This is a genomic window from Sporosarcina jiandibaonis, assembly GCF_013184495.1.
Lineage (GTDB): Bacteria > Bacillota > Bacilli > Bacillales_A > Planococcaceae > Sporosarcina > Sporosarcina jiandibaonis.
The window spans coordinates 807528-830948 of sequence record NZ_JAAOIY010000001.1 but is presented as its reverse complement, the minus strand read 5'-3'; the positions used below and the strand labels follow the sequence as shown (position 1 = coordinate 830948).

Annotated in this window: 21 protein-coding genes; 20 read left to right on the top strand and 1 reads right to left on the bottom strand. The window is 41.8% G+C overall.

All coding sequences use genetic code 11. The features are described 5' to 3' along the window. Window position 1: 1 nt before the first annotated feature. The 20 genes from G8782_RS04370 (at window position 2) to hfq (ending at window position 22606) form a co-directional block, all read left to right on the top strand. Window positions 2-961, top strand: a complete 960-nt coding sequence (locus G8782_RS04370) for an ABC transporter permease (RefSeq protein ID WP_172369665.1) — start codon at window positions 2-4, stop codon at window positions 959-961. Window positions 962-1113: 152 nt separating this feature from the next. After that, window positions 1114-2397: an EF-P 5-aminopentanol modification-associated protein YfmF gene (gene yfmF / locus G8782_RS04365; protein WP_172369664.1), complete on the top strand. Its 1284-nt coding sequence runs from the start codon at window positions 1114-1116 to the stop codon at window positions 2395-2397. Next, window positions 2390-3691: an EF-P 5-aminopentanol modification-associated protein YfmH gene (yfmH, locus tag G8782_RS04360; protein ID WP_172369663.1), complete on the top strand. Its 1302-nt coding sequence runs from the start codon at window positions 2390-2392 to the stop codon at window positions 3689-3691. Before yfmF ends, yfmH begins: the two co-directional genes overlap by 8 nt. Next, window positions 3684-4421, top strand: a complete 738-nt coding sequence (gene ymfI / locus G8782_RS04355) for an elongation factor P 5-aminopentanone reductase (RefSeq protein ID WP_172369662.1) — start codon at window positions 3684-3686, stop codon at window positions 4419-4421. Before yfmH ends, ymfI begins: the two co-directional genes overlap by 8 nt. A 153-nt stretch (window positions 4422-4574) precedes the next feature. After that, window positions 4575-5396 carry a DUF3388 domain-containing protein gene (locus G8782_RS04350; protein ID WP_172369661.1) on the top strand — a complete coding sequence of 274 codons (822 nt, stop codon included), beginning with the start codon at window positions 4575-4577 and terminating at the stop codon, window positions 5394-5396. Window positions 5397-5417: 21 nt separating this feature from the next. Then, on the top strand, window positions 5418-6299 hold the full coding sequence (locus G8782_RS04345; protein ID WP_172369660.1) for a RodZ domain-containing protein: 882 nt from the start codon (window positions 5418-5420) through the stop codon (window positions 6297-6299). 49 nt (window positions 6300-6348) lie between these two features. Continuing rightward, a complete protein-coding gene (gene pgsA, locus G8782_RS04340; protein WP_172369659.1) occupies window positions 6349-6927 on the top strand; it encodes a CDP-diacylglycerol--glycerol-3-phosphate 3-phosphatidyltransferase in 579 nt (192 codons plus the stop codon). A 14-nt stretch (window positions 6928-6941) separates the two neighbouring features. Next, complete coding sequence (locus G8782_RS04335) at window positions 6942-8180, top strand: competence/damage-inducible protein A (protein ID WP_172369658.1); 1239 nt, start codon at window positions 6942-6944, stop codon at window positions 8178-8180. Window positions 8181-8373: 193 nt separating this feature from the next. After that, window positions 8374-9444 (top strand): recombinase RecA, encoded by a 1071-nt coding sequence (gene recA, locus G8782_RS04330; RefSeq protein WP_172369657.1) that lies wholly within the window; start codon window positions 8374-8376, stop codon window positions 9442-9444. Window positions 9445-10272: 828 nt separating this feature from the next. After that, the gene (rny, locus tag G8782_RS04325; RefSeq protein WP_172369656.1) at window positions 10273-11829 is read left to right on the top strand and encodes a ribonuclease Y; all 1557 of its coding nucleotides are present in this window, start codon (window positions 10273-10275) and stop codon (window positions 11827-11829) included. 77 nt (window positions 11830-11906) lie between these two features. After that, window positions 11907-12704 (top strand): TIGR00282 family metallophosphoesterase, encoded by a 798-nt coding sequence (locus G8782_RS04320; RefSeq protein WP_172369655.1) that lies wholly within the window; start codon window positions 11907-11909, stop codon window positions 12702-12704. 86 nt (window positions 12705-12790) lie between these two features. Further along, window positions 12791-13078: a stage V sporulation protein S gene (locus tag G8782_RS04315; RefSeq protein WP_172369654.1), complete on the top strand. Its 288-nt coding sequence runs from the start codon at window positions 12791-12793 to the stop codon at window positions 13076-13078. Between the two features lie 189 nt (window positions 13079-13267). Continuing rightward, window positions 13268-14818, top strand: a complete 1551-nt coding sequence (gene miaB, locus G8782_RS04310) for a tRNA (N6-isopentenyl adenosine(37)-C2)-methylthiotransferase MiaB (protein ID WP_172369653.1) — start codon at window positions 13268-13270, stop codon at window positions 14816-14818. Beyond that, the gene (locus tag G8782_RS04305) at window positions 14818-15246 is read left to right on the top strand and encodes a YlbF/YmcA family competence regulator (protein ID WP_172369652.1); all 429 of its coding nucleotides are present in this window, start codon (window positions 14818-14820) and stop codon (window positions 15244-15246) included. Before miaB ends, G8782_RS04305 begins: the two co-directional genes overlap by 1 nt. A gap of 103 nt (window positions 15247-15349) precedes the next feature. Continuing rightward, the gene (gene cotE / locus G8782_RS04300) at window positions 15350-15916 is read left to right on the top strand and encodes an outer spore coat protein CotE (RefSeq protein ID WP_172370216.1); all 567 of its coding nucleotides are present in this window, start codon (window positions 15350-15352) and stop codon (window positions 15914-15916) included. Window positions 15917-16064: 148 nt separating this feature from the next. Continuing rightward, the gene (gene mutS, locus G8782_RS04295; protein ID WP_172369651.1) at window positions 16065-18623 is read left to right on the top strand and encodes a DNA mismatch repair protein MutS; all 2559 of its coding nucleotides are present in this window, start codon (window positions 16065-16067) and stop codon (window positions 18621-18623) included. Between the two features lie 5 nt (window positions 18624-18628). Continuing rightward, window positions 18629-20440, top strand: a complete 1812-nt coding sequence (mutL, locus tag G8782_RS04290; protein ID WP_172369650.1) for a DNA mismatch repair endonuclease MutL — start codon at window positions 18629-18631, stop codon at window positions 20438-20440. Between the two features lie 43 nt (window positions 20441-20483). After that, window positions 20484-21398: an alpha/beta fold hydrolase gene (locus G8782_RS04285; RefSeq protein ID WP_246231541.1), complete on the top strand. Its 915-nt coding sequence runs from the start codon at window positions 20484-20486 to the stop codon at window positions 21396-21398. Further along, window positions 21380-22360 carry a tRNA (adenosine(37)-N6)-dimethylallyltransferase MiaA gene (gene miaA / locus G8782_RS04280; RefSeq protein ID WP_246231540.1) on the top strand — a complete coding sequence of 327 codons (981 nt, stop codon included), beginning with the start codon at window positions 21380-21382 and terminating at the stop codon, window positions 22358-22360. The genes G8782_RS04285 and miaA overlap by 19 nt, the downstream gene beginning before the upstream one ends. 21 nt (window positions 22361-22381) lie before the next feature. Continuing rightward, window positions 22382-22606, top strand: a complete 225-nt coding sequence (gene hfq, locus G8782_RS04275) for an RNA chaperone Hfq (protein WP_172369649.1) — start codon at window positions 22382-22384, stop codon at window positions 22604-22606. 18 nt (window positions 22607-22624) lie between these two features. On the opposite strand, the gene G8782_RS04270 is transcribed toward hfq, so the two are convergent. Beyond that, window positions 22625-23254 (bottom strand): trimeric intracellular cation channel family protein, encoded by a 630-nt coding sequence (locus G8782_RS04270; RefSeq protein WP_172369648.1) that lies wholly within the window; start codon window positions 23252-23254, stop codon window positions 22625-22627. Between the last annotated feature and the right edge of the window lie 167 nt (window positions 23255-23421).

The window sequence follows — 23421 nt, the reverse complement described above, 5'->3', positions numbered from 1 at the left end:
AATGGGTTTTCTTGATATTCTTTATTTTATCGTACCAATCACGATTTCATACGCGGCGCCTCTAATTTTTACTGCGATTGGCGGCGTTTTCTCAGAACGTTCAGGTGTTGTCAACATTGGTCTTGAAGGACTGATGGTTATGGGGGCTTTTATCGGGATTTTGTTTAACTTGACGTTTGCAGGTACCTTTGGCGCTTGGACCCCGTGGCTAGCCTTACTTGCCGCGATGATTGTATCGGCGATCTTTTCAATCATGCATGCGGTCGCTTCGATTACTTTCCGAGCGGATCAGGTTGTATCGGGTGTTGCGATTAATATGTTAGGAATCGCAGTCGCTTTATTCACAGTGAAATTAATTTTCGGAAAAGGGCAGACTGACTTTATTCAACGCAGTATTCCGCGTTTCAATGTTCCGTTTTTAGAAGATATTCCATTTATCGGCCCTATGTTTTTCAAGGGAATCTATGGTTCTTCTATATTAGCTGTTCTGGTAGCATTGTTAGCTTGGTTTGTTATATATAAAATGCCTTTCGGGCTCCGCTTGCGTTCTGTTGGGGAGCATCCATTGGCTGCAGATACGATGGGGATTAACGTGACTAAAATTCGTTATATTGCAGTCATTATTTCCGGAGGGCTTGCTGGTATCGGCGGAGCGATTTATTCGCAAACGATGACGAATGACTTTGGACATGCAACGATTAACGGGCAAGGCTTCATGGCATTAGCCGCGATGATTTTTGGTAAATGGCATCCAATCGGGGCAATGGGCGCAGCATTATTTTTCGGGTTTGCACAAGCACTCGCGATAAGTGCGCCTTCAATAGAGTTTTTGAAAAATGTTCCAACGGTTTACCTGCATATCTTGCCGTATGTTCTCACAATTTTAGCGCTTGCCGGTTTTATAGGTAGAGCAACTGCTCCAAAAGCAAGCGGGCAACCGTATATTAAAGGGCAACGATAAGAAATCTGAAGCTACCTTGAAAGTCGTAAAAGACTTTAGGTAGCTTTTCAATTTTTTTGAACATTATACATCCTAGTATTTGCATGAAGTGTGCTTTGGAATGTATAGTGATGTGAGTATGACTCATATTAACAAAAAACAGAGGTGTTAGGATGTTTACTAAAAATCGATTAGAACAAGGTGTGACATTATATACCCGCAAGTCGAATCAATTCAAAACGGTAAACTTTTCCGTGAAGTGGAAGAATAATTTGGATGTAAAGACTGCAGCAACACGCGCCGTGCTTGCAAAAGTTCTAGAAGATTCTAATGGCATGTTCCGAACGCAAACCGAACTTCGCAATAAATTGGACGAGTTATATGGAACCATTATGTACACGAGTGTCGCAAAACGTGGCGATACGCATATTCTGTCATTGAACGTTGAATGCGTGAATGATGAGTACCTATCAGATGGCGGCGTCCTTGATGAAGCGATTGAATTACTTGGAACAGTTATTTTCAATCCGAATCTTGAAGGCGATAACTTCAAACCGGAAATTGTCGAGCGGGAGAAAAAATCTGTCCGGGAAAGAATACGCTCGCAATATGATAATAAGACTAGTTATGCACAACAGCGATTGCTTGAAATCCTGCGACCGAATAGCCCGATTTCAACTAGCTCAGATGGAACAGAGGAAGCAGTAGCAGCAATAACGCCTGAGACTTTACTAGCAGCTTACAAATCAATGATTGAGGAAGACACGGTTGATATTTATGTTGCAGGCGATATCGACGAGACGGAAATTGCCGAAAAGTTAAAAGCGGTTCTATCGTTTGGCGCTCGTCCAGCTCGTAAAATAGAAACGTTTAAAACGACTGAAAAGGTTAATCGGACCGAACCTGAACATGTCAGGGAAAAGCAAGACATGAAACAAGGTAAACTCCATCTGGGCTTTAGCACGCCTATTACGATTCATCACCCTGATTACACGAAAATGCAAATGATGAATGGCGTGTTTGGCGGTTTTGCTCACAGTAAATTATTTATGAATGTTCGTGAAAAAGAAAGTATGGCCTATTACGCGTCTAGTTCTTATGCATCCCATTATGGACTTGTTTCTGTCATGGCAGGGATCGACGCCGAACTAGAAGATAAGGCTGTATCGCTTATTAAGGAGCAAGTTTTAGCACTGCAAAATGGAGAGGTAACGGATCTCGAATTAGATCAAACAAAAGCATTACTTACCAACAGTATTACAAGTACATTCGATTCAGCAAGAGGGCAAATTGAAGTCTACGATCAATTTAAGGAACTTGATGAAGATTTCACTGCAGATTATCTCATTTCAAAATGGGATGCCGTTACAAAAGAAGATGTGAAGAAGATGGCAATGGACCTTCAATTGGAAGTCGTTTATTTGTTGTCGGGTAAGGAGGGTGATTCAAATGAATAAAGTGCATTTCGATAATTTGCAGGAAACCTTATATAATGAGAAGTTGGAAAATGGTCTTGATGTTTATATTTTGCCGAAAAGGGGATTTTCAAAGACATACGTAACTTTTACAACAAAATACGGTTCTATTGACCGGACATTTATCCCGCTTGGTAAAAATGAAGAAGTGACTGTTCCTGATGGGATTGCTCATTTTCTTGAACATAAACTATTTGAAAAAGAAGATGGCGACGTGTTTCAAGAATTTAGCGTTCTTGGCGGATCGGCGAATGCATTTACCTCATTTACGAGAACTTCTTATCTTTTTTCTGCAACAGATAAATTATATGAGAATACAGAAGTGCTCCTGGATTTCGTGCAAGACCCTTATTTCACGAAAGAGACGGTTGAGAAGGAAAAAGGGATTATCGGGCAAGAAATTACAATGTATGACGATCAACCCGACTGGCGTTTATACTTTGGCATGATTGAAAATATGTACCATGAACATCCAGTTAAAATTGATATTGCAGGAACTATTGAAACAATTGACGAAATCACTGCCGAACATTTATATGAATGTTACGAAACATTTTACCACCCATCTAACATGGTGTTTTTTGTTGTAGGTGCTGTGGATCCAGAAGAAATGATGAAATTCATAAAGGAAAACCAAAATAAGAAATCATTTTCCCCAGCCGAAGAAATCAAACGAAGCTTTCCGGAAGAGCCCGATTCCGTTGTCCAACCAGAACGAACACTCTCTATGGATGTAACAAAACCGAAACTAAGTTTTGGCATGAAGTGCACAAAGACGGATGTTTCAGGTGAGGAGATGTTAATTCGTGAACTTGCTTCAGAACTGGTGATGGATGTTTTATTCGGAAGATCATCCGATTTTTATGCGAATGCTTATAAGGATGATTTAATCGACGAATCCTATTCTTACAGCTTTATGATGGAAAACGGATTTGGCTTTTCGATGATTTCATCTGATTCCGAAAATCCCGAGGACCTAGAAAAAGCCATTCGAGCAACGCTGCGAGAAGCAACAACGAATTGGCCGATTACAGATGAAGATCTTGATCGTCAGAGAAAACGCAAAATTGGTCAATTTATGCGTTCTTTAAATTCAATTGAATTTATTGCAAACCAATTCACTCGATATTTATTTAATGATATGAAGTTGTTTGATGTCGTTCCGGTGCTTGAAAAATTGACGCTTGAAGATTTGAAAAATGCTTTCTCGACATTCAATGATGAAAGTGGTTTTACGGTTTATAAAGTCCTTCCAGCAGAAAAAGAAAATGCATAAAAAACAACGCTATGCGGTAATCCTCGGTGCATCCGGCGAGATTGGACGAGCAATTTGCGGTAATCTCGCAGCTCTTGGATGGTCGCTTTACCTTCATTTTAATGAAAGCGAATTGGAAACCGAAAATCTTCGAATGACATTAAGCAAGCAGTTCCCTAAGCAATCCTTTAAAGCCGTTCAATCTGATTTTTCCAGAAATGATGCTGCAAAGGTATTGGCGGAACAACTTTCAGAAGTACATGCCGTTGTGGTGGCGAATGGTCAGCCAATGTACAAACTGCTTTCTGAAACAACAACAGCGGATATGGATGCACTTTGGAAAGTTCATGTGCAAAATCCGGCTCATTTCATCGGCTTAGTATCATCGAAGCTCCGTCTTTGCAACCCCTCTTATGTTGTTTTCATCGGTTCAATTTGGGGAAACACTGGGGCGGCTGGAGAAGTGATGTATTCAGCGGTAAAAGGCGCCCAGCACGCGTTCGTCAAAGCGTATGCAAAAGAAGCAGCTTATTCTGGTTTCCGTGTCAACGCGGTTGCGCCAGGTTGGATTGAAACGCGCATGAATGATTCGATACCTGAAGATGAGCGGCAAATGATTGTCGATGAAATTCCGCTTATGAAAGTCGGGACACCAAAAAATGTTGCAGATACTGTAGAATTTCTTCTGAGCGGAAAAGCAGATTATATGACAGGCGAAATAATAAAAGTAAATGGCGGCTGGTACATTTAACTAAATAATGGGATGCATTTATTCGCGAAATTCAACTCGTTTCGTGTAATATCTACATCCTTTTACTTTTTTCCTTTTCTTACTGTCTATAATCCGGTATCATAGAACTATGTACGTTTTCAGGCGTCCTTATAACCGGAAGGGGTGTGTCGAATGGGAAAATGGTATCTCGAATATGAAATTCAAGTGAACCGCCCAGGACTGCTCGGGGATATTTCTTCATTACTAGGCATGTTGAGAGTCAATATCGTAACAATCAACAGTGTGGATGGCGGACATGAAAGAGAAGATGGCGGCATGCACAGAGGGCTTTTATTGACAACTGAAGATGACGCTCAAATTCAACGCTTTGAACAAATCGCTTCAACCATGGATACTATTAAAATCAAGAAAATTCGCGAACCAAAACTGAGTGATATTCTTGCGGTTCGACATGGCCGTTATATACTACGAGATTCTGAAGATCGGAAAACTTTCAGGTTTCTGCGAAGCGAGCTTGGAATTCTTGTTGACTTTATGGCTGAGCTATTTAAGGAAGAAGGCCATAAATTAATCGGAATTCGGGGCATGCCGCGTGTCGGTAAAACAGAATCGGTTGTTGCGGCGAGTGTTTGTGCCAATAAGAAATGGATCTTTCTTTCTTCCACAATGATCAAGCAAACAGTTCGGAACACGCTTGCAGGAGATGAATTTTCGAAAGATAATATTTTTATTTTAGATGGAATTGTCTCGCGCAAAGCATCGGACGAACGACATTTGCAGCTTGTTCGAGAAATGATGCGCATACCATCAATAAAAGTAGTCGAACATCCAGATATCTTTGTACAGCATTCTGAGTACAAAATTGAAGATTTTGACTATATTATTGAATTGCGAACTGAACATGATCAAGAAATTACATACGAAATGATGGAGAAAAACCATATGATGTCCAATAGGGGGGCAATGGGTGGTTTTGACGTCTTTAACCTTTGATAAGATAGGTAGGTGTTTGTGGTGACCGGACTAGGTGACCGTCTCAGAGAGGCGAGAATTGCGAAAGGCTACTCATTAGATGATTTACAATCAATAACAAAGATACAGAAACGGTATTTATCGGGCATCGAGAATGAAGAATTTGGATCGATGCCAGGGTCATTCTATGTCCGAGCTTTTATTAAGCAATATGCGGAAGCAGTCGGGCTAGATGCGGATGAGATGCTTCTTTTGTATCGTGACAGCTCAGGAAAACTGGAGTTAAAAGAAGAGGAACAGCAACATGCTCCTCAAACTTTATCGCGTCGAAGCAATTTAAGGAGCTCTCGACTCAATGAAGTATTGCCAAAAGTTATTGTGGCATTATTCATTATTGTAATCATTGCTGTCGTATACTTTTTAAATAAGAATAACATTGCCAATAAAACTCCAGATGTTGGAACAGAAGACTCATTAATCATTGATAAAGATAAACCAGAAGATGAAAATAAAAATGATGCAGATTCTACAGGTGATGGCAAGGATGTTGAAGAAGAACCTGAAGAGAGCGAAGAACCTGAGGACTCTGCTGTCGAACAAGAATTAACACATGAAAGTGACGCTGGAGTAGATTCATTCTACAGGCTTTCCAAGGCGGAAGAATTCAAACTTGAAATTAAAACGAGCGGTGATTCATGGATTGGCGTATTGGACCGTTCAAGAACAGAACGCATGCCACAACCACGGGGCGCTCACACTTTAGCTGCGGGTGACTCAGTGGAAATAGATGTTTCAGATACTGACTGGGTGAGAATTCGCGTTGGTCGTCCTGCCTCGACGGAAATTCTTGTAAACGGCGAGTTGCTTGAATACGCGAATGACCGTACACCACAAAATATTATTATAGAATATAAGAAAGAATAATAGTCATCTAGCCAGATGACTATTTTCTTTGAAAGGAAAGGTGTTCCATTTGAATTTACCAAATAAAATCACAGTATCACGTATTTTACTAATTCCTGTTTTTATGCTTTTCATGCTCGCCGACTTTAATTTTGGCACAGTTAATCTGCTCAAAACGGATATTCAAACAAGTCATGTAATCGGCGGCCTGATTTTTATTTTTGCTTCAATTACAGATTGGCTTGACGGTTACATTGCCCGGAAATATAACCTCATTACAAATATGGGTAAATTTCTTGACCCGCTTGCTGACAAATTGCTCGTTTCAGCGGCATTTATTATTCTAGTCGAGCTTGGCACAGCGCCGTCCTGGATTGTCATTGTCATCATTAGCCGTGAATTTGCGGTTACAGGTCTCCGTTTAATCCTTGCGGGCGGCGGTGAAGTTGTAGCGGCAAATCAACTCGGAAAGATTAAAACTGTGACACAGATTGTCGCGATTATTTCTCTTCTATTCAATAACATCTATTTCGAATCAATTGGAGTGCCTTTTGGAACGATCATGTTATACATTGCATTATTCTTCACTGTTTTGTCGGGCGTTGACTATTTTTATAAAAATAGACGCGTGTTACTCGAATCCATGTAAGGGGAGATTTGCTGATGAAAGTTGAAATTATTGCTGTCGGCTCTGAATTATTACTCGGCCAAATAACGAATACGAACGCAAGCTTCATATCTTCCCGCCTCGCAGAAATAGGGATAGACGTCCATTTTCACACAGTAGTCGGAGATAATCCGAAGCGGTTGGAAGAAGCGATTACGATTGGGGAAGAACGCGCGGATGTTCTTATTTTTTCGGGTGGACTTGGACCGACTAAAGACGATATGACCAAGGAGACAATTGCAAAACATGCCGGCTTAACACTCATAAGCGATGATGAAGCGCTAAAACAAATTGAACAATATTTTGAACGAAGCAAGCGCATCATGACTGAAAACAATAAAAAACAAGCTTTGGTCTTTGAAGGTTCAGAAGTGCTGCCAAACCGCACAGGGATGGCGCCGGGAATGGCTGTCGAAAAAGAGGGTATTCAATACATACTTCTACCAGGTCCGCCTCATGAGATGCAGCCGATGTTTGTTGATGAAGCAATTCCATATTTACTTAAGATCAGTGGCAAAAAAGAAGTCATTACATCGCGTGTCCTGAAATTTTATGGCATCGGCGAAGCGGAACTTGAACATCGCATTCAACCAATATTAGAACAACAGTCCAATCCAACAGTAGCTCCTTTAGCGACAGCTGAAGCAGTCACGCTACGAATTACTGCAAAAGCGAAAACAATTGATGAAGCCAATCAATTGATCAATCCGATCGAAGAAGAAATTCGTTCAATTGTAGGTGAATTCATCTATGGAATCGACGATGATACATTATCTTCAAAAGCTGTAGAGCTTCTAAAGCAAAAAGGATACACATTATCAGCAGCAGAAAGTTTAACTGCAGGTTTATTCCTTGCAGAACTTGCAGATGAACCTGGAATTAGCGGCACGCTTTCCGGCGGAGTTATCGTTTATGATGAAGACGCGAAAGTTAACCAACTTGGCGTCGATCAGAATTTGCTTGACGAGTACGGAGTGGTTAGCAAAGAGTGTGCTGAATCGCTCGCATTTCATGTGCAACAGAAATTTGATACACATGTCGGGGTCGGCATAACAGGCGCGGCCGGGCCGACTCCCCATGACGGAACACCGGTGGGAACGGTGTGGATTGGTATCGCTTTACCAAATGGGAAACCTGCAACATACAAGCTGATGTTATCAGGAACAAGAAATAGCAACCGTCTGCGCTCAGCTCGTTTTGCACTCTATTACTTGATTAAAGAGCTTTCGAAATAGTAAACTTGAAAATTTTATTTTGATAGCTATTTTCATATGAAAATTGAAAAATCGCGCCTGTTTAGCATGAATTATTTCATTTTAATAAAAGACGCTCGAATAAACGTTCGCTTTTTTGTTGTGTATTTTTCCTAAAAGATGTATAGTAAGAACAGATAGAAAAACAGGAAATCATTTTAGGGAGGAAATATATTTGAAAAATCGTAAAGCGGCTTTAGATATGGCATTAAAACAAATTGAAAAACAATTTGGTAAAGGATCTGTCATGAAACTCGGAGAAAAAACAGATCGTAAAATTGCTACGACTTCAAGTGGATCACTTGCACTCGACATCGCATTAGGAGTAGGCGGATACCCGCGCGGTCGTGTAGTAGAAATTTATGGACCGGAGAGTTCGGGTAAAACGACCGTTTCACTTCATGCGATTGCCGCTGCACAAGCAGAAGGCGGAACGGCTGCATTTATTGATGCGGAGCACGCGCTCGACCCTGAATATGCAAAACGTCTTGGTGTTAATATAGATGAATTATTATTATCACAACCGGATACAGGCGAACAAGCACTTGAAATTTGTGAGGCGCTTGTTCGTAGTGGCGCAGTTGACATCATTGTTGTTGACTCTGTTGCTGCGCTCGTTCCTAAAGCGGAGATTGAAGGAGAAATGGGCGACTCGCATGTTGGTTTGCAAGCACGCCTAATGTCTCAAGCGCTTCGGAAATTATCCGGTGCGATCAATAAGTCGAGAACGAATGCAATTTTCATTAACCAAATCCGTGAAAAAGTCGGCGTCATGTTTGGTAGCCCAGAAGTGACTCCGGGCGGACGTGCACTGAAGTTCTATGCATCAGTCCGAATCGACGTTCGTCGCGGCGAAGCAATTAAACAAGGTACTGAAATTGTCGGAAACAAGACGCGTATCAGAGTCGTGAAAAACAAAGTTGCACCGCCATTCCGCCTTGCAGAAGTGGATATCATGTACGGGTTGGGAATTTCACAAGAAGGTGAAATTATAGACCTCGGTACTGAAGTAGAAGTAGTCCAGCGTAGTGGATCATGGTATTCATACGAAGGAGAGCGTCTAGGACAAGGCCGCGAAAATGCAAAGCAGTTCCTGGTTGAAAATCCAGATATTAAAAAAGCGATCGATACAAAAATCCGCGAGTATTATAAACTTGGCGGAGAAGCCGAAATCGTTGACGGACACGATGTCGATGACGAGGCTGAAGCTGAAGAACTAGAATTATTACTGGAAGAAGAAAAATAATAATCAATTTCCAACGGTTCACTCTATATGGGTGAACTGTTTTTTTGTGTTCAAACTAGAGGGGGCGGTTGTGCCGTATCGCGAGCCTGTATCGTGTTTTTGCGGCCACCTAATTCACTTATCAATTCTTGATGTGCTCGTATCACGCCGCGTTGTGCTCGAATCAGTTGTCGTTATTCTCGCACTGGATTAATCTTTCGCGTAGTTTTTTATTCCCGTATCGCGCCGTGTTGCTCCCGTTGCGGGTGACGTTATTCCCGTTGCTGCTAGGTTTGTTCCCGTAACGGGTTTCGCGGCGTTTTTATTCCCGTATCGCGCTGTGTTGCTCCCGTTGCGGGTGACGTTATTCCCGTTGTTCCCAGGTTTGTTCCCGTAACGAGTTTCGCGTAGTTTTTATTCCCGTATCGCGCCGTGTTGCTCTCGTTGCGGGTGACGTTATTCCCGTTGCTCTGAGTTTGTTCCCGTAACGGGTTTCGCGGCGTTTTTTTCTGGTACCGAGCTGAGTGGCTCTCGCTGCTTTCGTGCTGTTATTCTCGCGCCGTGTTTCGGAGGTCAATTTATTCCCGCACCAGATCCCACACACCAAAGAACCATTTTCCGCACCACTTCGCAACAAAGCCTGTGTATTCCCAATATTTTCTTCCTGAACGTACTAAATTCTAAATTAATCGTCATGACGGTACTTGTGTATCCTTGACATGCGATTTTTACAAAGATACAATTAGAACTGTATACCTTTTACCCCAAAAGATTATTTAGGCAGTATGTTGTACGTTGATATACGAGCCGACTGAAAATGAAAAGAATAGCAATTAGGAGGTGACCAGGATGGTAGAAATAATCATCTCCGCTTTGCTCGGTTTCTTCGTCGGTGCTCTTGTTATCTATTTTGTTAATAGGCAAGTGAACAAATCAAAAGTGACAGGTGCCAAATACTCGGCAGAAACAATTGTCGAGGAGGCCAAGCGTGAAGCGGAGGCTATGAAAAGAGAGGCACTACTGGAAGCGAAAGATGAAACTCACAAACTGAGAATTGAAGCGGAAGCTGAAATCCGCGAACGACGGTCGGAATTGCAAAAACAAGAAAATCGTCATTTGCAGCGGGAGGAACATCTCGACCGTAAAGATAATGCTCTCAACAAAAGAGAAGCGGGTCTGGAGCGCAAAGAAGAGGCGCTTACAGGAAGACAACAGCATATTGAACAGATGGAACGCAAGGCGGAAGAACTAGTGACCGTTCAACAAACGGAACTAGAAAGAATATCATCACTAACGCGAGAAGAAGCAAAACAAGTGATTCTATCAGAAGTAGAAAAAGAACTCGCAACAGATATCGCCGTTATGACAAAAGAGTCAGAGCTGCAAGCAAAAGAAGAATCAGACAAAAAAGCACGTGAAATACTTTCTATCGCATTACAACGTTTCGCAGCAGATCATGTTACCGAAACGACAGTATCCGTAGTAAACTTGCCGAATGATGAAATGAAAGGCCGAATCATTGGTCGTGAAGGACGTAACATCCGGACGCTTGAAACACTTACAGGAATTGATCTTATAATTGATGATACACCGGAAGCGGTCGTCTTATCAGGATTTGACCCAGTTCGTCGAGAAACTGCTCGCCTCGCACTTGAAAAACTTGTGCAGGATGGACGAATCCACCCAGCGCGTATTGAAGAAATGGTTGACAAGTCAAGACGCGAAGTGGATGAACTCATTCGTGAAACGGGAGAGCAGACAACCTTTGATATCGGTGTTCATAATCTTCATCCAGATTTAATAAAGATTCTTGGAAGACTGCGCTTCAGAACTAGCTATGGACAAAATGTTCTAAAGCATTCTACAGAAGTTGCATACCTAACGGGGCTCTTAGCGGCAGAACTTGGAGAAGACGTTACACTTGCAAGACGTGCGGGACTCCTTCATGATATTGGAAAAGCGATTGACCATGAAGTTGAAGGTAGTCATGTCGAAATCGGCGTGGAGCTCGCAACGAAATACAAAGAACATCCGGTCGTCATTAACAGTATCGCATCCCATCACGGAGATACGGAAGCGACATCGGTTATCGCAGTACTCGTCGCGGCAGCAGATGCTTTGTCTGCAGCGAGACCGGGTGCACGCAGTGAAACATTAGAAAACTACATTCGACGTTTGCAAAAACTCGAAGAAATATCGGAATCATACGAAGGCGTAGAAAAATCATTTGCCATTCAAGCAGGTCGCGAAGTGCGGATTATCGTTCGTCCAGATCAGATTGATGACATTACAGCGCATCGTCTCGCTAGGGATATTCGAAAACGAATTGAAGAAGAACTTGATTATCCGGGTCATATAAAGGTAACGGTCATTCGTGAAACGCGCGCGGTTGACTACGCAAAATGATGATAAAAGGCTTCCGGGAATTACAGTCCCGAAGCCTTTTTTCATTTTAACCACCCAAAAAGAAAGAGGTTTTTTTAATGAAGATCGTATTTATTGGTGATATTGTCGGATCGCTTGGGCGAGATATGGTGTACCGCTATTTACCGAGACTAAAACGCAAATACAATCCAGATGTCGTCATTGCGAACGGAGAAAATGCAGCAGCTGGCCGAGGAATCACAAAGGCGATTTTTGATGATATGCTGCGCGCTGGCGTCGACGTTGTAACGATGGGAAACCATACTTGGGATCAAAAAGAAATTTATGATTTCATTGATGAGACTGATTATTTAATTCGCCCGGCTAATTTTTCGGATGAAGCACCGGGTCGCGGAATGACGACGATTTCACGAAACGGCGTTTCGTTATCCGTGATTAATTTGCACGGAAGAACATTTTTGCCGCCCCATGGAGATCCGTTTGCAAAAGCTGATGAACTACTGGACGAAGCACATGAAATTTCACCGCTTGTTTTTGTCGATTTCCATGCAGAAGCTACGAGCGAGAAAATCGCGATGGGGTGGCATCTCGATGGGCGTGCATCAGCCGTCGTAGGAACGCACACGCATGTCCAGACAGCGGATGAACGGATTCTTCCTAAAGGAACCGCCTATTTGACAGATGCGGGCATGACAGGACCGTACGATGAAATTCTCGGCATGAAAAAAGAAGATGTCATCTACCGTTTTCAAACAAATATGCCGGTGCGATTCGAAGTGCCGAAAAATGGACGCGTTCAATTAAACGGTTTATACGTTGAACTGGATGATAAAACGGGGAAAGCGATTCATGTTGAACGCATCATGATTAACGATGATAAACCATTCGAAAGCTAAGTTGAGTCTAAACGAATCCTTTTTCTCATAGTATGGGCTATGGACGTATCCGTTCCATAGACATCGGAAAATAAGGAGGAATAATGGTGAACCCATTGAAAGTCTCATCTCGCTCGAATCCAAATTCAGTTGCTGGTGCGCTCGTTGCAGTCATCCGAGAACAAGGGTATGCGGAAATGCAAGCTGTAGGAGCGGGTGCACTCAATCAAGCAGTGAAAGCAATTGCGATTGCACGGGGGTTTGTCGCGCCAAGTGGATCTGATCTTACCTGTGCGCCAGCATTCACCGATATCATGATTAATGGTGAGGGACGGACGGCATTGAAGTTGCTCGTGGAAAAGCGAGCGCGTGGGGCAACACAAAACGATATGTAATGAAAAACTACGGGGATAATTAAATCTCCGTAGTTTTTTTAATTGGAAATAGACAATGTAAAACTGTGACAAACAATCGACAAAATGCCAACAATTAATCCTCTCCTTGTACACTCGGCTCCAATTTAAGTATAATAAGGTACGTATGAAATCGTTCCCGAGAAACTGTCGGAAAGGGGATTCAAATTTATGAATGAAGAACAGCGCATAAGTGCCGGGCAGATTAAGTCGGGCTTAGTAAATAAAGAAGAAAAGAATGAAAAAGATTATAGTCAATATTTCCAATCAGTCTATAAGCCGCCTAACTTGAAAAAAGCGAGAAGACGCGGCGGGGAAGAAGTCGTGTATTTTGATGACTTTGAAATAGAAGAACGCTTTCAAAATATGGGCAATGGCAGAAAGTTTTATATCCGGACATACGGCTGCCAAATGAACGAACACGACACAGAAGTAATGGCGGGTATATTTACAGCCCTCGGTTATGAAGCGACCGAAACAGTCGAAGATGCGAACATTATTTTGTTAAACACATGTGCCATTCGTGAAAACGCTGAAAACAAAGTGTTCGGGGAGCTCGGTCATTTAAAGCCGCTTAAACAACGCAATCCAGATATCTTAATCGGTGTTTGCGGTTGCATGTCGCAGGAAGAATCCGTCGTCAATAAAATACTGCAAACCTATGACCAAGTCGACATGATTTTCGGCACGCACAATATTCATAGATTGCCAAACATTTTACATGAAGCGTATATGTCAAAAGAAATGGTTATCGAAGTGTGGTCTAAAGAAGGCGATATTATTGAAAACCTTCCAAAGGTTCGTCACGGCGAGATTAAAGCATGGGTGAACATTATGTATGGTTGCGATAAGTTTTGTACATATTGCATCGTGCCGTATACAAGAGGAAAAGAGCGCAGTCGGAGACCCGGGGATATCATTCAAGAGATTCGACAACTCGCCGCCCAAGGGTATAAAGAAATTACACTCCTTGGACAAAACGTGAATGCTTATGGAAAAGATTTTGAAGATCTGGATTATCGTTTCGGCGATTTGATGGATGATTTACGTAAAATCGATATTCCGCGCGTCCGCTTTACGACAAGTCACCCAAGAGATTTCGATGATCATTTAATCGAAGTGCTGGCAAAAGGCGGAAACCTCGTCGAACATATCCATCTGCCGGTTCAATCGGGTTCTACATCGATCTTGAAAATCATGGGTAGAATTTATTCGCGAGAAGAATTTCTAGAACTCGCCCGTAAAATAAAAACCGCAATGCCTGATGTGTCATTAACGACAGATATAATCGTCGGATTCCCAAATGAGACCGACGAACAATTTGAGGAAACAATGACATTATACGAAGAAGTCGGTTTTGAAACAGCGTATACGTATATTTATTCTCCACGTGATGGCACGCCTGCTGAGAAAATGGCGGATAATATCCCGATGGAAGTGAAGAAAGATAGACTTCAACGATTAAACAAACTTGTTAACGAATATTCTTTGAAAGCCATGAAGCAATTTGAAGGTCAAATTGTGGAAGTTCTCGTAGAAGGCGAAAGTAAACGAAATGACGAAGTTCTTTCCGGTTACACTAGAAAGAACAAACTAGTTAACTTCAGAGCGCCAAAGGATGTAATCGGAAAACTTGTCCATGTAAAAATAACCGATGCGAAAACATGGTCGCTCGACGGCGAATTTATCGGCGTTGCAGAAAAGAAAGAGGTCGTATTATAATGGAAAAAAAATATACTAAAGATGAAATTATCGCTAAAGCGAATGAAATTGCATTGATGATTGCCAACACGGAGGAAGTAGACTTTTTCAAACGCGCAGAAGCTCAAATCAATGAAAATCAGAAAATACGTGAAAGTATTGCAAGCTTAAAGTCATTGCAAAAGCAAGCTGTCAACTTCCAACAGTACGGAAAAGAAAGAGCGTTGGAAATTATCGAAGGCAAAATTGATAAAATTCAAGAAGATATCGATACGGTTCCAATCGTTCAAGAGTTCAAACAATCACAAGGTGAAGTAAATGATTTACTGCAACTTGTCTCGACAACAATTGCAAACGGCGTGACAAATGAAGTGATCAAGTCAACTGACGGAGATTTGCTTCGCGGCGAAACTGGTTCATACGTTAAAAACACAACTTACAACAATTAGTATTAAATAATATAGATCGGCGGGATTAATTTCCTGTCGATTTTTTCACTCTCTAGGCTCCTGTCGCATAAGATAAACTGAAGCGAATGGAGGAGGAAGAGAACTGAAGAATTTACGACAAATCGTGACGAAGGCGATCGTTGCAAAAGGAAAGGAAAGGACCGATTCAAAAGAAATTCTATGTCCGCCAAACAAGCCGACTAGCATACTTGGCTGCTGGGTTATCAATCACACTCATCAAGCAAAAAAAGCAGGTAAATACGTTGAAGTCTCTGGCAAGTTCGATATAAATGTTTGGTATTCCCATAATAATCATTCGAAAACTTCGGTGTTCACGGAAACAATTCCGTATAAAGACCGTATTCGATTACATTATCGGGATGAACCGACATCTAGAGTTGAAGAGGTAATCGTCGATGTCATACAACACCCAAATTGTACAGAAGCAATTATTTCCGAGTGTGGAGAAAAATTTGTTATTTGCGTTGAACGTGAATTGGTCGCGGAAGTCGTGGGCGAAACTAAAGTTTGCGTAACCGTCCATCCGCACACTTTTGAAGAGGAATGGCCAAACCGAGATGAATCGTCATCCTCTAGCCATAGACATGGACACGGTCATGGTCATGGCGAACAAGAACATAAAAAAGGAAAAGATTCATCACCGTTCTAAATCATGTTTTCTACTAATGAAAGCATCGTATCGGTTCAATTGCGCCAAGGCGAATTAATCGAGTCGGGAATAATATCCCGGCTTTTTTTCGTATTACATTAAACTTTGATATAATGAATAAAACATAAAGTAATAGTGAGGGTACATAATGACAGCTTACACACCGATGATTCAGCAATATTTAAAAATAAAATCAGAACATGAAGATGCTTTCTTGTTCTTTAGATTAGGCGACTTTTATGAATTATTCTTTACCGATGCGACGGAAGCCGCTCAGATACTCGAAATTACATTAACAAGCCGGGACGCGACGAGAGGCGACCGTATTCCGATGTGCGGCGTGCCGTATCATTCGGCAGAAGGGTATATTGAAACGCTTGTCCGAAAAGGATACAAAGTGGCGATTTGCGAACAAACAGAGGATCCACGCGAAGCAAAAGGAATTGTTCGACGAGAAGTCGTTCGAATTGTAACACCGGGAACGATGACAGAAGGTAAAAGCATAGATACAAATACAAATCATTTTATTGGTTCAGCAGCTATCATTGCCAATGGGAAATATGCTCTTGCTTATTTAGATTTATCGACCGGGGAAGGGAAAGTTCAATACGTCGAAGGTGATGAACGCACGTTAATCTCTGAAATTGATGCTCTTGGCATGAAAGAAGTGGTGGTTGCTGAAGGACTGCATATCGCATTAAGCGACAGTATGGCAAAAAGAAATATCACATTATCAATAGAATACAGCAAGGACGCCCTCAACAGGCAAGATAATATTCCGGAAGATGTAGCGGAAGCTTGCGATAACCTTATCTCGTATGTGAAACGGACGCAAAAATCGTCGCTTGAACATATCCGGCCTTTTGATTTTATTGAAAAACATGCAAAACTATCCATCGATGCGAATTCAATGCGAAATTTAGAACTCGTTCAATCTATCCGAAACGGGACGAAAGAGGGCACGCTTTATTGGCTGCTCGATGAAACTGTGACCGCGATGGGCGCGCGTAAGCTGAAAATGTGGATTCACCAACCGCTTGCTGATCAAGTGAAAATCGAAAATCGACTCGACACGGTGACCGAATTAGTAGAGGATTTCTTTTTAAGTGATGAACTGAAAACAAACTTGCGCGAAGTATATGATCTTGAAAGATTAGCAGGCCGAATATCAATGGGTTCTGCAAACGGTCGAGATCTTGCCCAACTCCGAAATTCTTTGCGACAAGTTCCCGACTTAAAAGTTGCACTCGCCAATTCGGGCAAAAAGCATCTTACGCAATTCGCGAAAAAAATTGATGTTTGCCAAGAAGCCAGAGACATACTGGAAAAGTCAATCGCGGAACATCCGCCGATTTCTGTAAAAGAAGGCGGCGTCATCAAAGATGGTTATGATGAAAAACTCGATACATACAGAGATGCCGCCAGAAACGGAAAAGAGTGGTTAGCAGAACTCGAACAAGAAGAGCGCGAACGAACAGGCATAAAAAACTTGAAGATCGGTTATAATCGTGTTTTTGGATATTATATTGAAATTACGAAATCGAATATCCATTTGGCAGATAATGATCGATATGAACGCAAACAGACACTTGCAAATGCGGAGCGCTATATAACGCCTGAATTGAAAGAGAAAGAAGATTTAATCTTAAATGCCGAAGCAGATGGATTAGAACTAGAATATGATTTATTCAGTTCAGTCCGGGAGTCGATGAAGACGCATATTAGACAAGTTCAACGCTTAGCTTCCATATTGAGTGAGCTTGACGTTCTGTTATCATTTGCGACAGTCGCAGAAAAACAAAATTACGTGAAGCCGACTTTCCATGCAAGTAAAGGACTGCAAATAAAAAATGGCCGTCACCCAGTTGTTGAAAAAATGATGGACCATTCGCTCTATGTTCCAAATAATTGCGTGTTGCCTGAAGATGCGAATATGCTTCTCATCACAGGACCGAATATGTCGGGAAAAAGCACCTATATGCGTCAAGTTGCACTCACTGTCGTGATGGCGCAAATCGGTTGTTACGTTCCTTGTGATAGCGCGGTGCTCCCGGTTACAGACCAGATTTTTACACGTATCGGTGCTGCTGATGATCTGGCATCCGGCCAAAGTACATTCATGATGGAAATGATGGAATCCCAACATGCCATTGCCAATGCAACTGAGAATAGTCTTCTGCTCTTCGATGAAATCGGGAGAGGTACGTCGACGTATGATGGAATGTCTTTAGCTCAGGCCATGATGGAATATATTCATGATGAAATTGGAGCGAATACATTATTCTCGACCCACTATCACGAATTGACGATGCTAGACACAAAACTTTCAAGACTGGAAAACGTACATGTCGCAGCGATGGAACAAGACGGCAAAGTAGTTTTCCTCCATAAGGTCATGAAAGGAGCCGCAGATAAAAGTTACGGCATTTATGTTGCGGATCTTGCGGGTTTGCCAACACCTTTATTAGCCCGTGCAAAAGAGCTGTTGCAAACATTTGAAAATAAAGAAAAAATACCGGCCGGTTTAAATGAACCCCAACAAATGGCGTTTTTCGACATCGGCGAAGTTGAACAGAATGCAATGTCTGATGAGGAAAAAGAGGTCCTGGAAAGTTTAGAAGAAACTGATTTACTTAACATGACACCACTAAACGCCTTGCAGTATGTCTTTGAACTGAAAGAGAAACTCCGCTCAGCGAAAGGGTGAATGACGTGAATATAATAAAAGTAATGGACGATGCATTATCGAATAAAATTGCGGCGGGGGAAGTAGTTGAAAGACCCGCATCAATCGTAAAAGAACTCGTCGAAAATTCGATAGACGCGGGGAGCACTGTCATAGAAGTTGCATTGGAAGAGGCGGGACTAACAAAAATCAGGGTAACCGATAACGGCAAAGGCATGTCAAACCAAGATGCAGTCCGAGCTTTTGAACGCCACGCAACGAGCAAAATCGATAATGAACATGACCTTTTTCGCATTCGCACGCTTGGTTTTCGCGGGGAAGCATTAGCCAGTATCGCTTCCGTATCGAAAATTGAATTATGGACATCGGACGGAGAAAGTACTGGAACGGAAGTCTTTATCGACGGCGGAAAACTTGTGAAACATGACAATGCAGCTTACCGAAAAGGAACGGACATCACTGTTTCGCAATTATTTTTCAATACGCCAGCTCGCCTTAAATATATGAAAACAATACAAACGGAACTTGGCCATACAATTGGATTAGTGAATCGATTGGCGCTAAGCCATCCCCATATCGCTTTCAAATTAACACATTACAGTCAATCACTATTACAAACTTCTGGAAGCGGCAATCAGTTGCGCGTCCTAGCAGATATTTACGGAATCTCCGCAGCTCGAAAAATGGTTCCATTTAAGGGAGAGAACGCAGATTACGCGGTGCATGGATATGTTTCATTGCCTGAAATGACGCGTGCATCGCGAAATTATATGACGACCATTGTAAACGGGCGTTGGATTCAAAGTCATGCGATTAACCGTGCAGTGCTTGATGCTTTTCATACATTTTTACCTATCGGGAGATTTCCGATTGCGGTTATTAATGTCGAAGGGGATCCATTTCTAACAGATGTGAACGTCCATCCGTCGAAACAACAAATCCGTATGAGTAAAGAAGGCGAACTGCTTACACTTATTAAAGAATCAATTCAAAATGCGATTCAGAAAAATGTACTTGTGCCCGGAGTCACGAAGAAAGAAACGGTTCCCAAAAAACCTTCTGAACAAGTCAAGTTTTGGGAAAGGCCTCCGCGTCAGGAACCGCCTGCCGAGAAGGTCAGAATGCCCGTACAACAGCCGATGAACGAGCCGTCCCCTTTATATGAAAAAGACGAACAAACCGGTCAGGAATCCGATTGGGCTGTTAACGAGCCCCTTCCTGCGGAGGAAGTGACCGAAACAAAAGTCGAACCGGCGTTTCCGACATTATTTCCCGTCGGACAAGTGCATGGAACGTATATTATTGCTCAGAATGAAGACGGATTTTTTATGATTGATCAGCATGCGGCACAAGAACGTATTAAATATGAATATTTTAGGGATAAATTAAAAGAAGCAGAAAATAAAGAACGGCAGCTTCTTTTAGTTCCACTTACTTTTCATTATTCTGTTGATGAAAAAACAAGAATTGAAGAAGGTAGAAGACTCCTTGAAGATGTAGGAATATACTTGGAAGAATTTGGGCAAACTTCATACATTGTTCGTGAATTTCCAACCTGGTTCCCAGCCGGTGAAGAAACAAAAATCATTGAAGAAATCATTGAACAAGTATTGAACTCAAGAAGAATCGATATCGGAAAGTTGCGCGAGGAAGCAGCGATTATGATGAGTTGTAAACGGTCAATCAAGGCGAATCATCATTTAACGATGGCAGATATGGAAAGGTTATTGAATGATTTATCAGAAGCAGAAAATCCATTTACTTGTCCGCATGGGCGACCTGTCCTCATTCATTTTACGACGTATGAAATCGAAAAAATGTTTAAAAGAGTCATGTAGAGAGAGAGATCATTACAGTAAGTCAAAGGGGCGGTGTTGAAAATTGCAGGAACTAACACTTGAAATGTCGGATGGGTTCAAGCTTTACGCTTTTATTAAAGAACCAACCGCCAGGCCGATTGGGCATATTCATCTCCTTCACGGGATGGCAGAACATATTGGCCGCTATGAATTTGCGATTAACTTTTTCTGTGAGCAAGGTTTTATTGTTTCCGGACATGATCACCGTGGGCATGGACGCACCGCATTATTGAACGGCATGAAAGGATACTTTGCAGAAAATGATGGTTTTAATCGGGTTGTCCAAGATGCGCATGAAGCGATCTCACATATTAGAACCATGCACATCACTTCAAAATTTATCCTATTAGGACATAGTATGGGTTCATTTATCGTGCGCCGCTATATTCAACTGCACGGGGATGGCGTCGATCTTGCTATCTTATCCGGAACTGGGGATGATTCAGGTATTGCCAGATATGGCGGGCTAGCATGTGCACATCTCGCGGGAAAAAGAAAAGGTTATACAGAACGGAATCACCTGTTAGATTCGCTTGTTTTCGGTTCATTCAATAAAAAAATTGATGATCCGCAAACAAAATTCGACTGGCTGTCAAAAAATGAAGAACATGTATCTGAATACTTGCTTGATGAAAAATGCGGCTTTATTCCAACCACCCAATTTTTTATCGACTTATTTAACGGACTCGGGTTAATCCATCGGAAGAAAGAAATCGCAAACATACCGAAGACATTGCCAATTTTGCTTTTTTCCGGGGTTGACGATCCAGTAGGAAATTACGGGAAAGCGGTATGGAAAGTAGCGCGGCAGTATGATGATGCGAACATTGAAGATGTTACTGTGTTGTTATTTGAAGAAGGGCGGCACGAGTTGTTGAACGATCCATCTCAAGTTCATGTTCTAGAGGCGGTGCTGGAATGGATGCAAAAACGATGACTGCAAATTTAGATGTGCTCGCGATTGTCGGTCCGACGGCATCTGGGAAAACCGCGCTCAGTGTTACGTTGGCCAAGTTATTAGATGCTGAAATTATTAACGGCGATTCAATGCAGGTGTACAAAGGACTCGATATTGGAACTGCGAAAATCACAACCGCTGAAATGGAAGGCGTTCCTCATCACTTATTCGACATTATCGACGCAGATGAAAATTTTTCTGTTGCACAATACCAAGCCGCAGTCCGTGAACAGGTATCTGAAATTCAAAACCGTGGAAAGTTGCCGATTATCGTAGGAGGCACGGGACTCTATGTACAATCGGTATTATATGATTTTCGGTTTACTGATGAGGCATCAGATATGGAAGTTCGAAATCGATTGGAAAAAGAACTCGATGAAATCGGTCCCGAACTTCTATATCAACGTCTTGAACAACTAGATCCAATCGATGCGAAAAAAATTCACCCAAACAATCACCGCCGAATCATTCGCGCGCTTGAAATTATTGAAGTGACGGGAAAGACCAAAGGCGAACACGAACAAAATGTCGGGAGAAATGCGATGTATAATCATTTGCTAATTGGATTGGAAATGGAGCGTGAACTGCTATACGACCGGATTGACAGAAGAGTTGACCAGATGATGGAAAAAGGATTTTTGCAGGAAGCAGAAGCATTATGGAACGCGGGAATCCGTAATATGCAATCGGTACAAGCCATCGGTTATAAGGAACTTCATCAGTATATTGAAGGAAAGATCCCATTGGATGTCGCGATTGAATTAATTAAGAAAAACTCTCGGAATTATGCGAAACGGCAAATGACTTATTTCAAAAATAAATTAGCGATCAATTGGGTTGACGGGGCAAAGAGAACAGACGAACAAGTGAAAGAAATTATTAATGTTTTAAAGGGTTTTAGTCCAGGTAAAGAGAATGTAGGTAGTAGAGAAAAGTTATGACAACACAGGAGGGGCAATTTTATGAAACAAGGTAAAATGCAGGACGTTTTTTTAAATTCATTGCGCAAGAATAATATTTCCGTAACGGTTTTTTTAATGAATGGCTTCCAATTGAAAGGACTTATCAAATCGTACGATAATTATACAGTCCTGCTTGAAACCGAAGGAAAGCAGCAACTCATTTATAAACACGCAATCTCAACTTATGTACCGGCAAAAATGATTACAATGGACCTAGAAGAATGAAAAAAACGGAACAGGCACTCATAGCCTGGTTCCGTTTTTTTCTTGTACTGTTGTGATTTTGCGTAGTGGCAGGCTCCAGTGGAAGATTAATGATAATATTCGAAGTCCTGTAATGATGACTAGCAAAATATAAAGCGCTATGTCTCCTTTAAAGATGCCGAGTCCGATTAATAAACCGGCGCCTGCTGCCCAAACAGCGTAGATTTCTCTTTTAAAGACAAGTGGCCGTCTTCCGGCTAGTAAATCGCGAATAATTCCGCCTCCGGAACCCGTCAGAACGGCTGCCACAATGATCGCACTAAGCGGGAGTTCCAATGAAACAGCAAACATGGCACCCTGTATCGCAAAGGCCGATAAACCAACCGCATCAAAATAAGTACCCCACCGTTCCCAATGGATAATCAAGTTATTTGGAAATAAAAAAATAATTGTAATCGACGCAATCGCCACTTGGAATAGAAAACCTTGTTCCCATAATGCAGACGAGGGAAGCCCGATTAACAAGTTCCGTAGCGCTCCACCGCCAAAAGCCGTAACAACACCGAGTATATAAACTCCTAATAAATCATATTCTTCTTCCATCGCAATTATTGCTCCGGATATCGCAAAGGCAAATGTGCCAATAAAACTGAATACATCCCATGCCATCGGACTTCCTCCATTTCAGGTAGTTTCAAATTAGACTATCAGATTTTAGATGAATTACAACTATTGAAATTATGTGAACATTGACCGCGTGCTGCAAACTGATAAAATTAAACTATCAACATAAAGAAGAAAGAGGCAAAAATTAATGTTAGCAAATGAAGAAACAA

Coding starts and splice junctions, on each gene's coding strand:
- yfmF (WP_172369664.1), top strand. CDS start 1,114: ATGTTTACTAAAAATCGATTAGAACAAGGTGTGACATTATATACCCGC.
- G8782_RS04270 (WP_172369648.1), bottom strand. CDS start 23,254: ATGGCATGGGATGTATTCAGTTTTATTGGCACATTTGCCTTTGCGATA.
- miaA (WP_246231540.1), top strand. CDS start 21,380: ATGGATGCAAAAACGATGACTGCAAATTTAGATGTGCTCGCGATTGTC.
- G8782_RS04305 (WP_172369652.1), top strand. CDS start 14,818: ATGGAAAAAAAATATACTAAAGATGAAATTATCGCTAAAGCGAATGAA.
- G8782_RS04320 (WP_172369655.1), top strand. CDS start 11,907: ATGAAGATCGTATTTATTGGTGATATTGTCGGATCGCTTGGGCGAGAT.
- mutS (WP_172369651.1), top strand. CDS start 16,065: ATGACAGCTTACACACCGATGATTCAGCAATATTTAAAAATAAAATCA.
- ymfI (WP_172369662.1), top strand. CDS start 3,684: ATGCATAAAAAACAACGCTATGCGGTAATCCTCGGTGCATCCGGCGAG.
- G8782_RS04335 (WP_172369658.1), top strand. CDS start 6,942: ATGAAAGTTGAAATTATTGCTGTCGGCTCTGAATTATTACTCGGCCAA.
- G8782_RS04370 (WP_172369665.1), top strand. CDS start 2: ATGGGTTTTCTTGATATTCTTTATTTTATCGTACCAATCACGATTTCA.
- yfmH (WP_172369663.1), top strand. CDS start 2,390: ATGAATAAAGTGCATTTCGATAATTTGCAGGAAACCTTATATAATGAG.
- hfq (WP_172369649.1), top strand. CDS start 22,382: ATGAAACAAGGTAAAATGCAGGACGTTTTTTTAAATTCATTGCGCAAG.
- miaB (WP_172369653.1), top strand. CDS start 13,268: ATGAATGAAGAACAGCGCATAAGTGCCGGGCAGATTAAGTCGGGCTTA.
- G8782_RS04350 (WP_172369661.1), top strand. CDS start 4,575: ATGGGAAAATGGTATCTCGAATATGAAATTCAAGTGAACCGCCCAGGA.
- rny (WP_172369656.1), top strand. CDS start 10,273: ATGGTAGAAATAATCATCTCCGCTTTGCTCGGTTTCTTCGTCGGTGCT.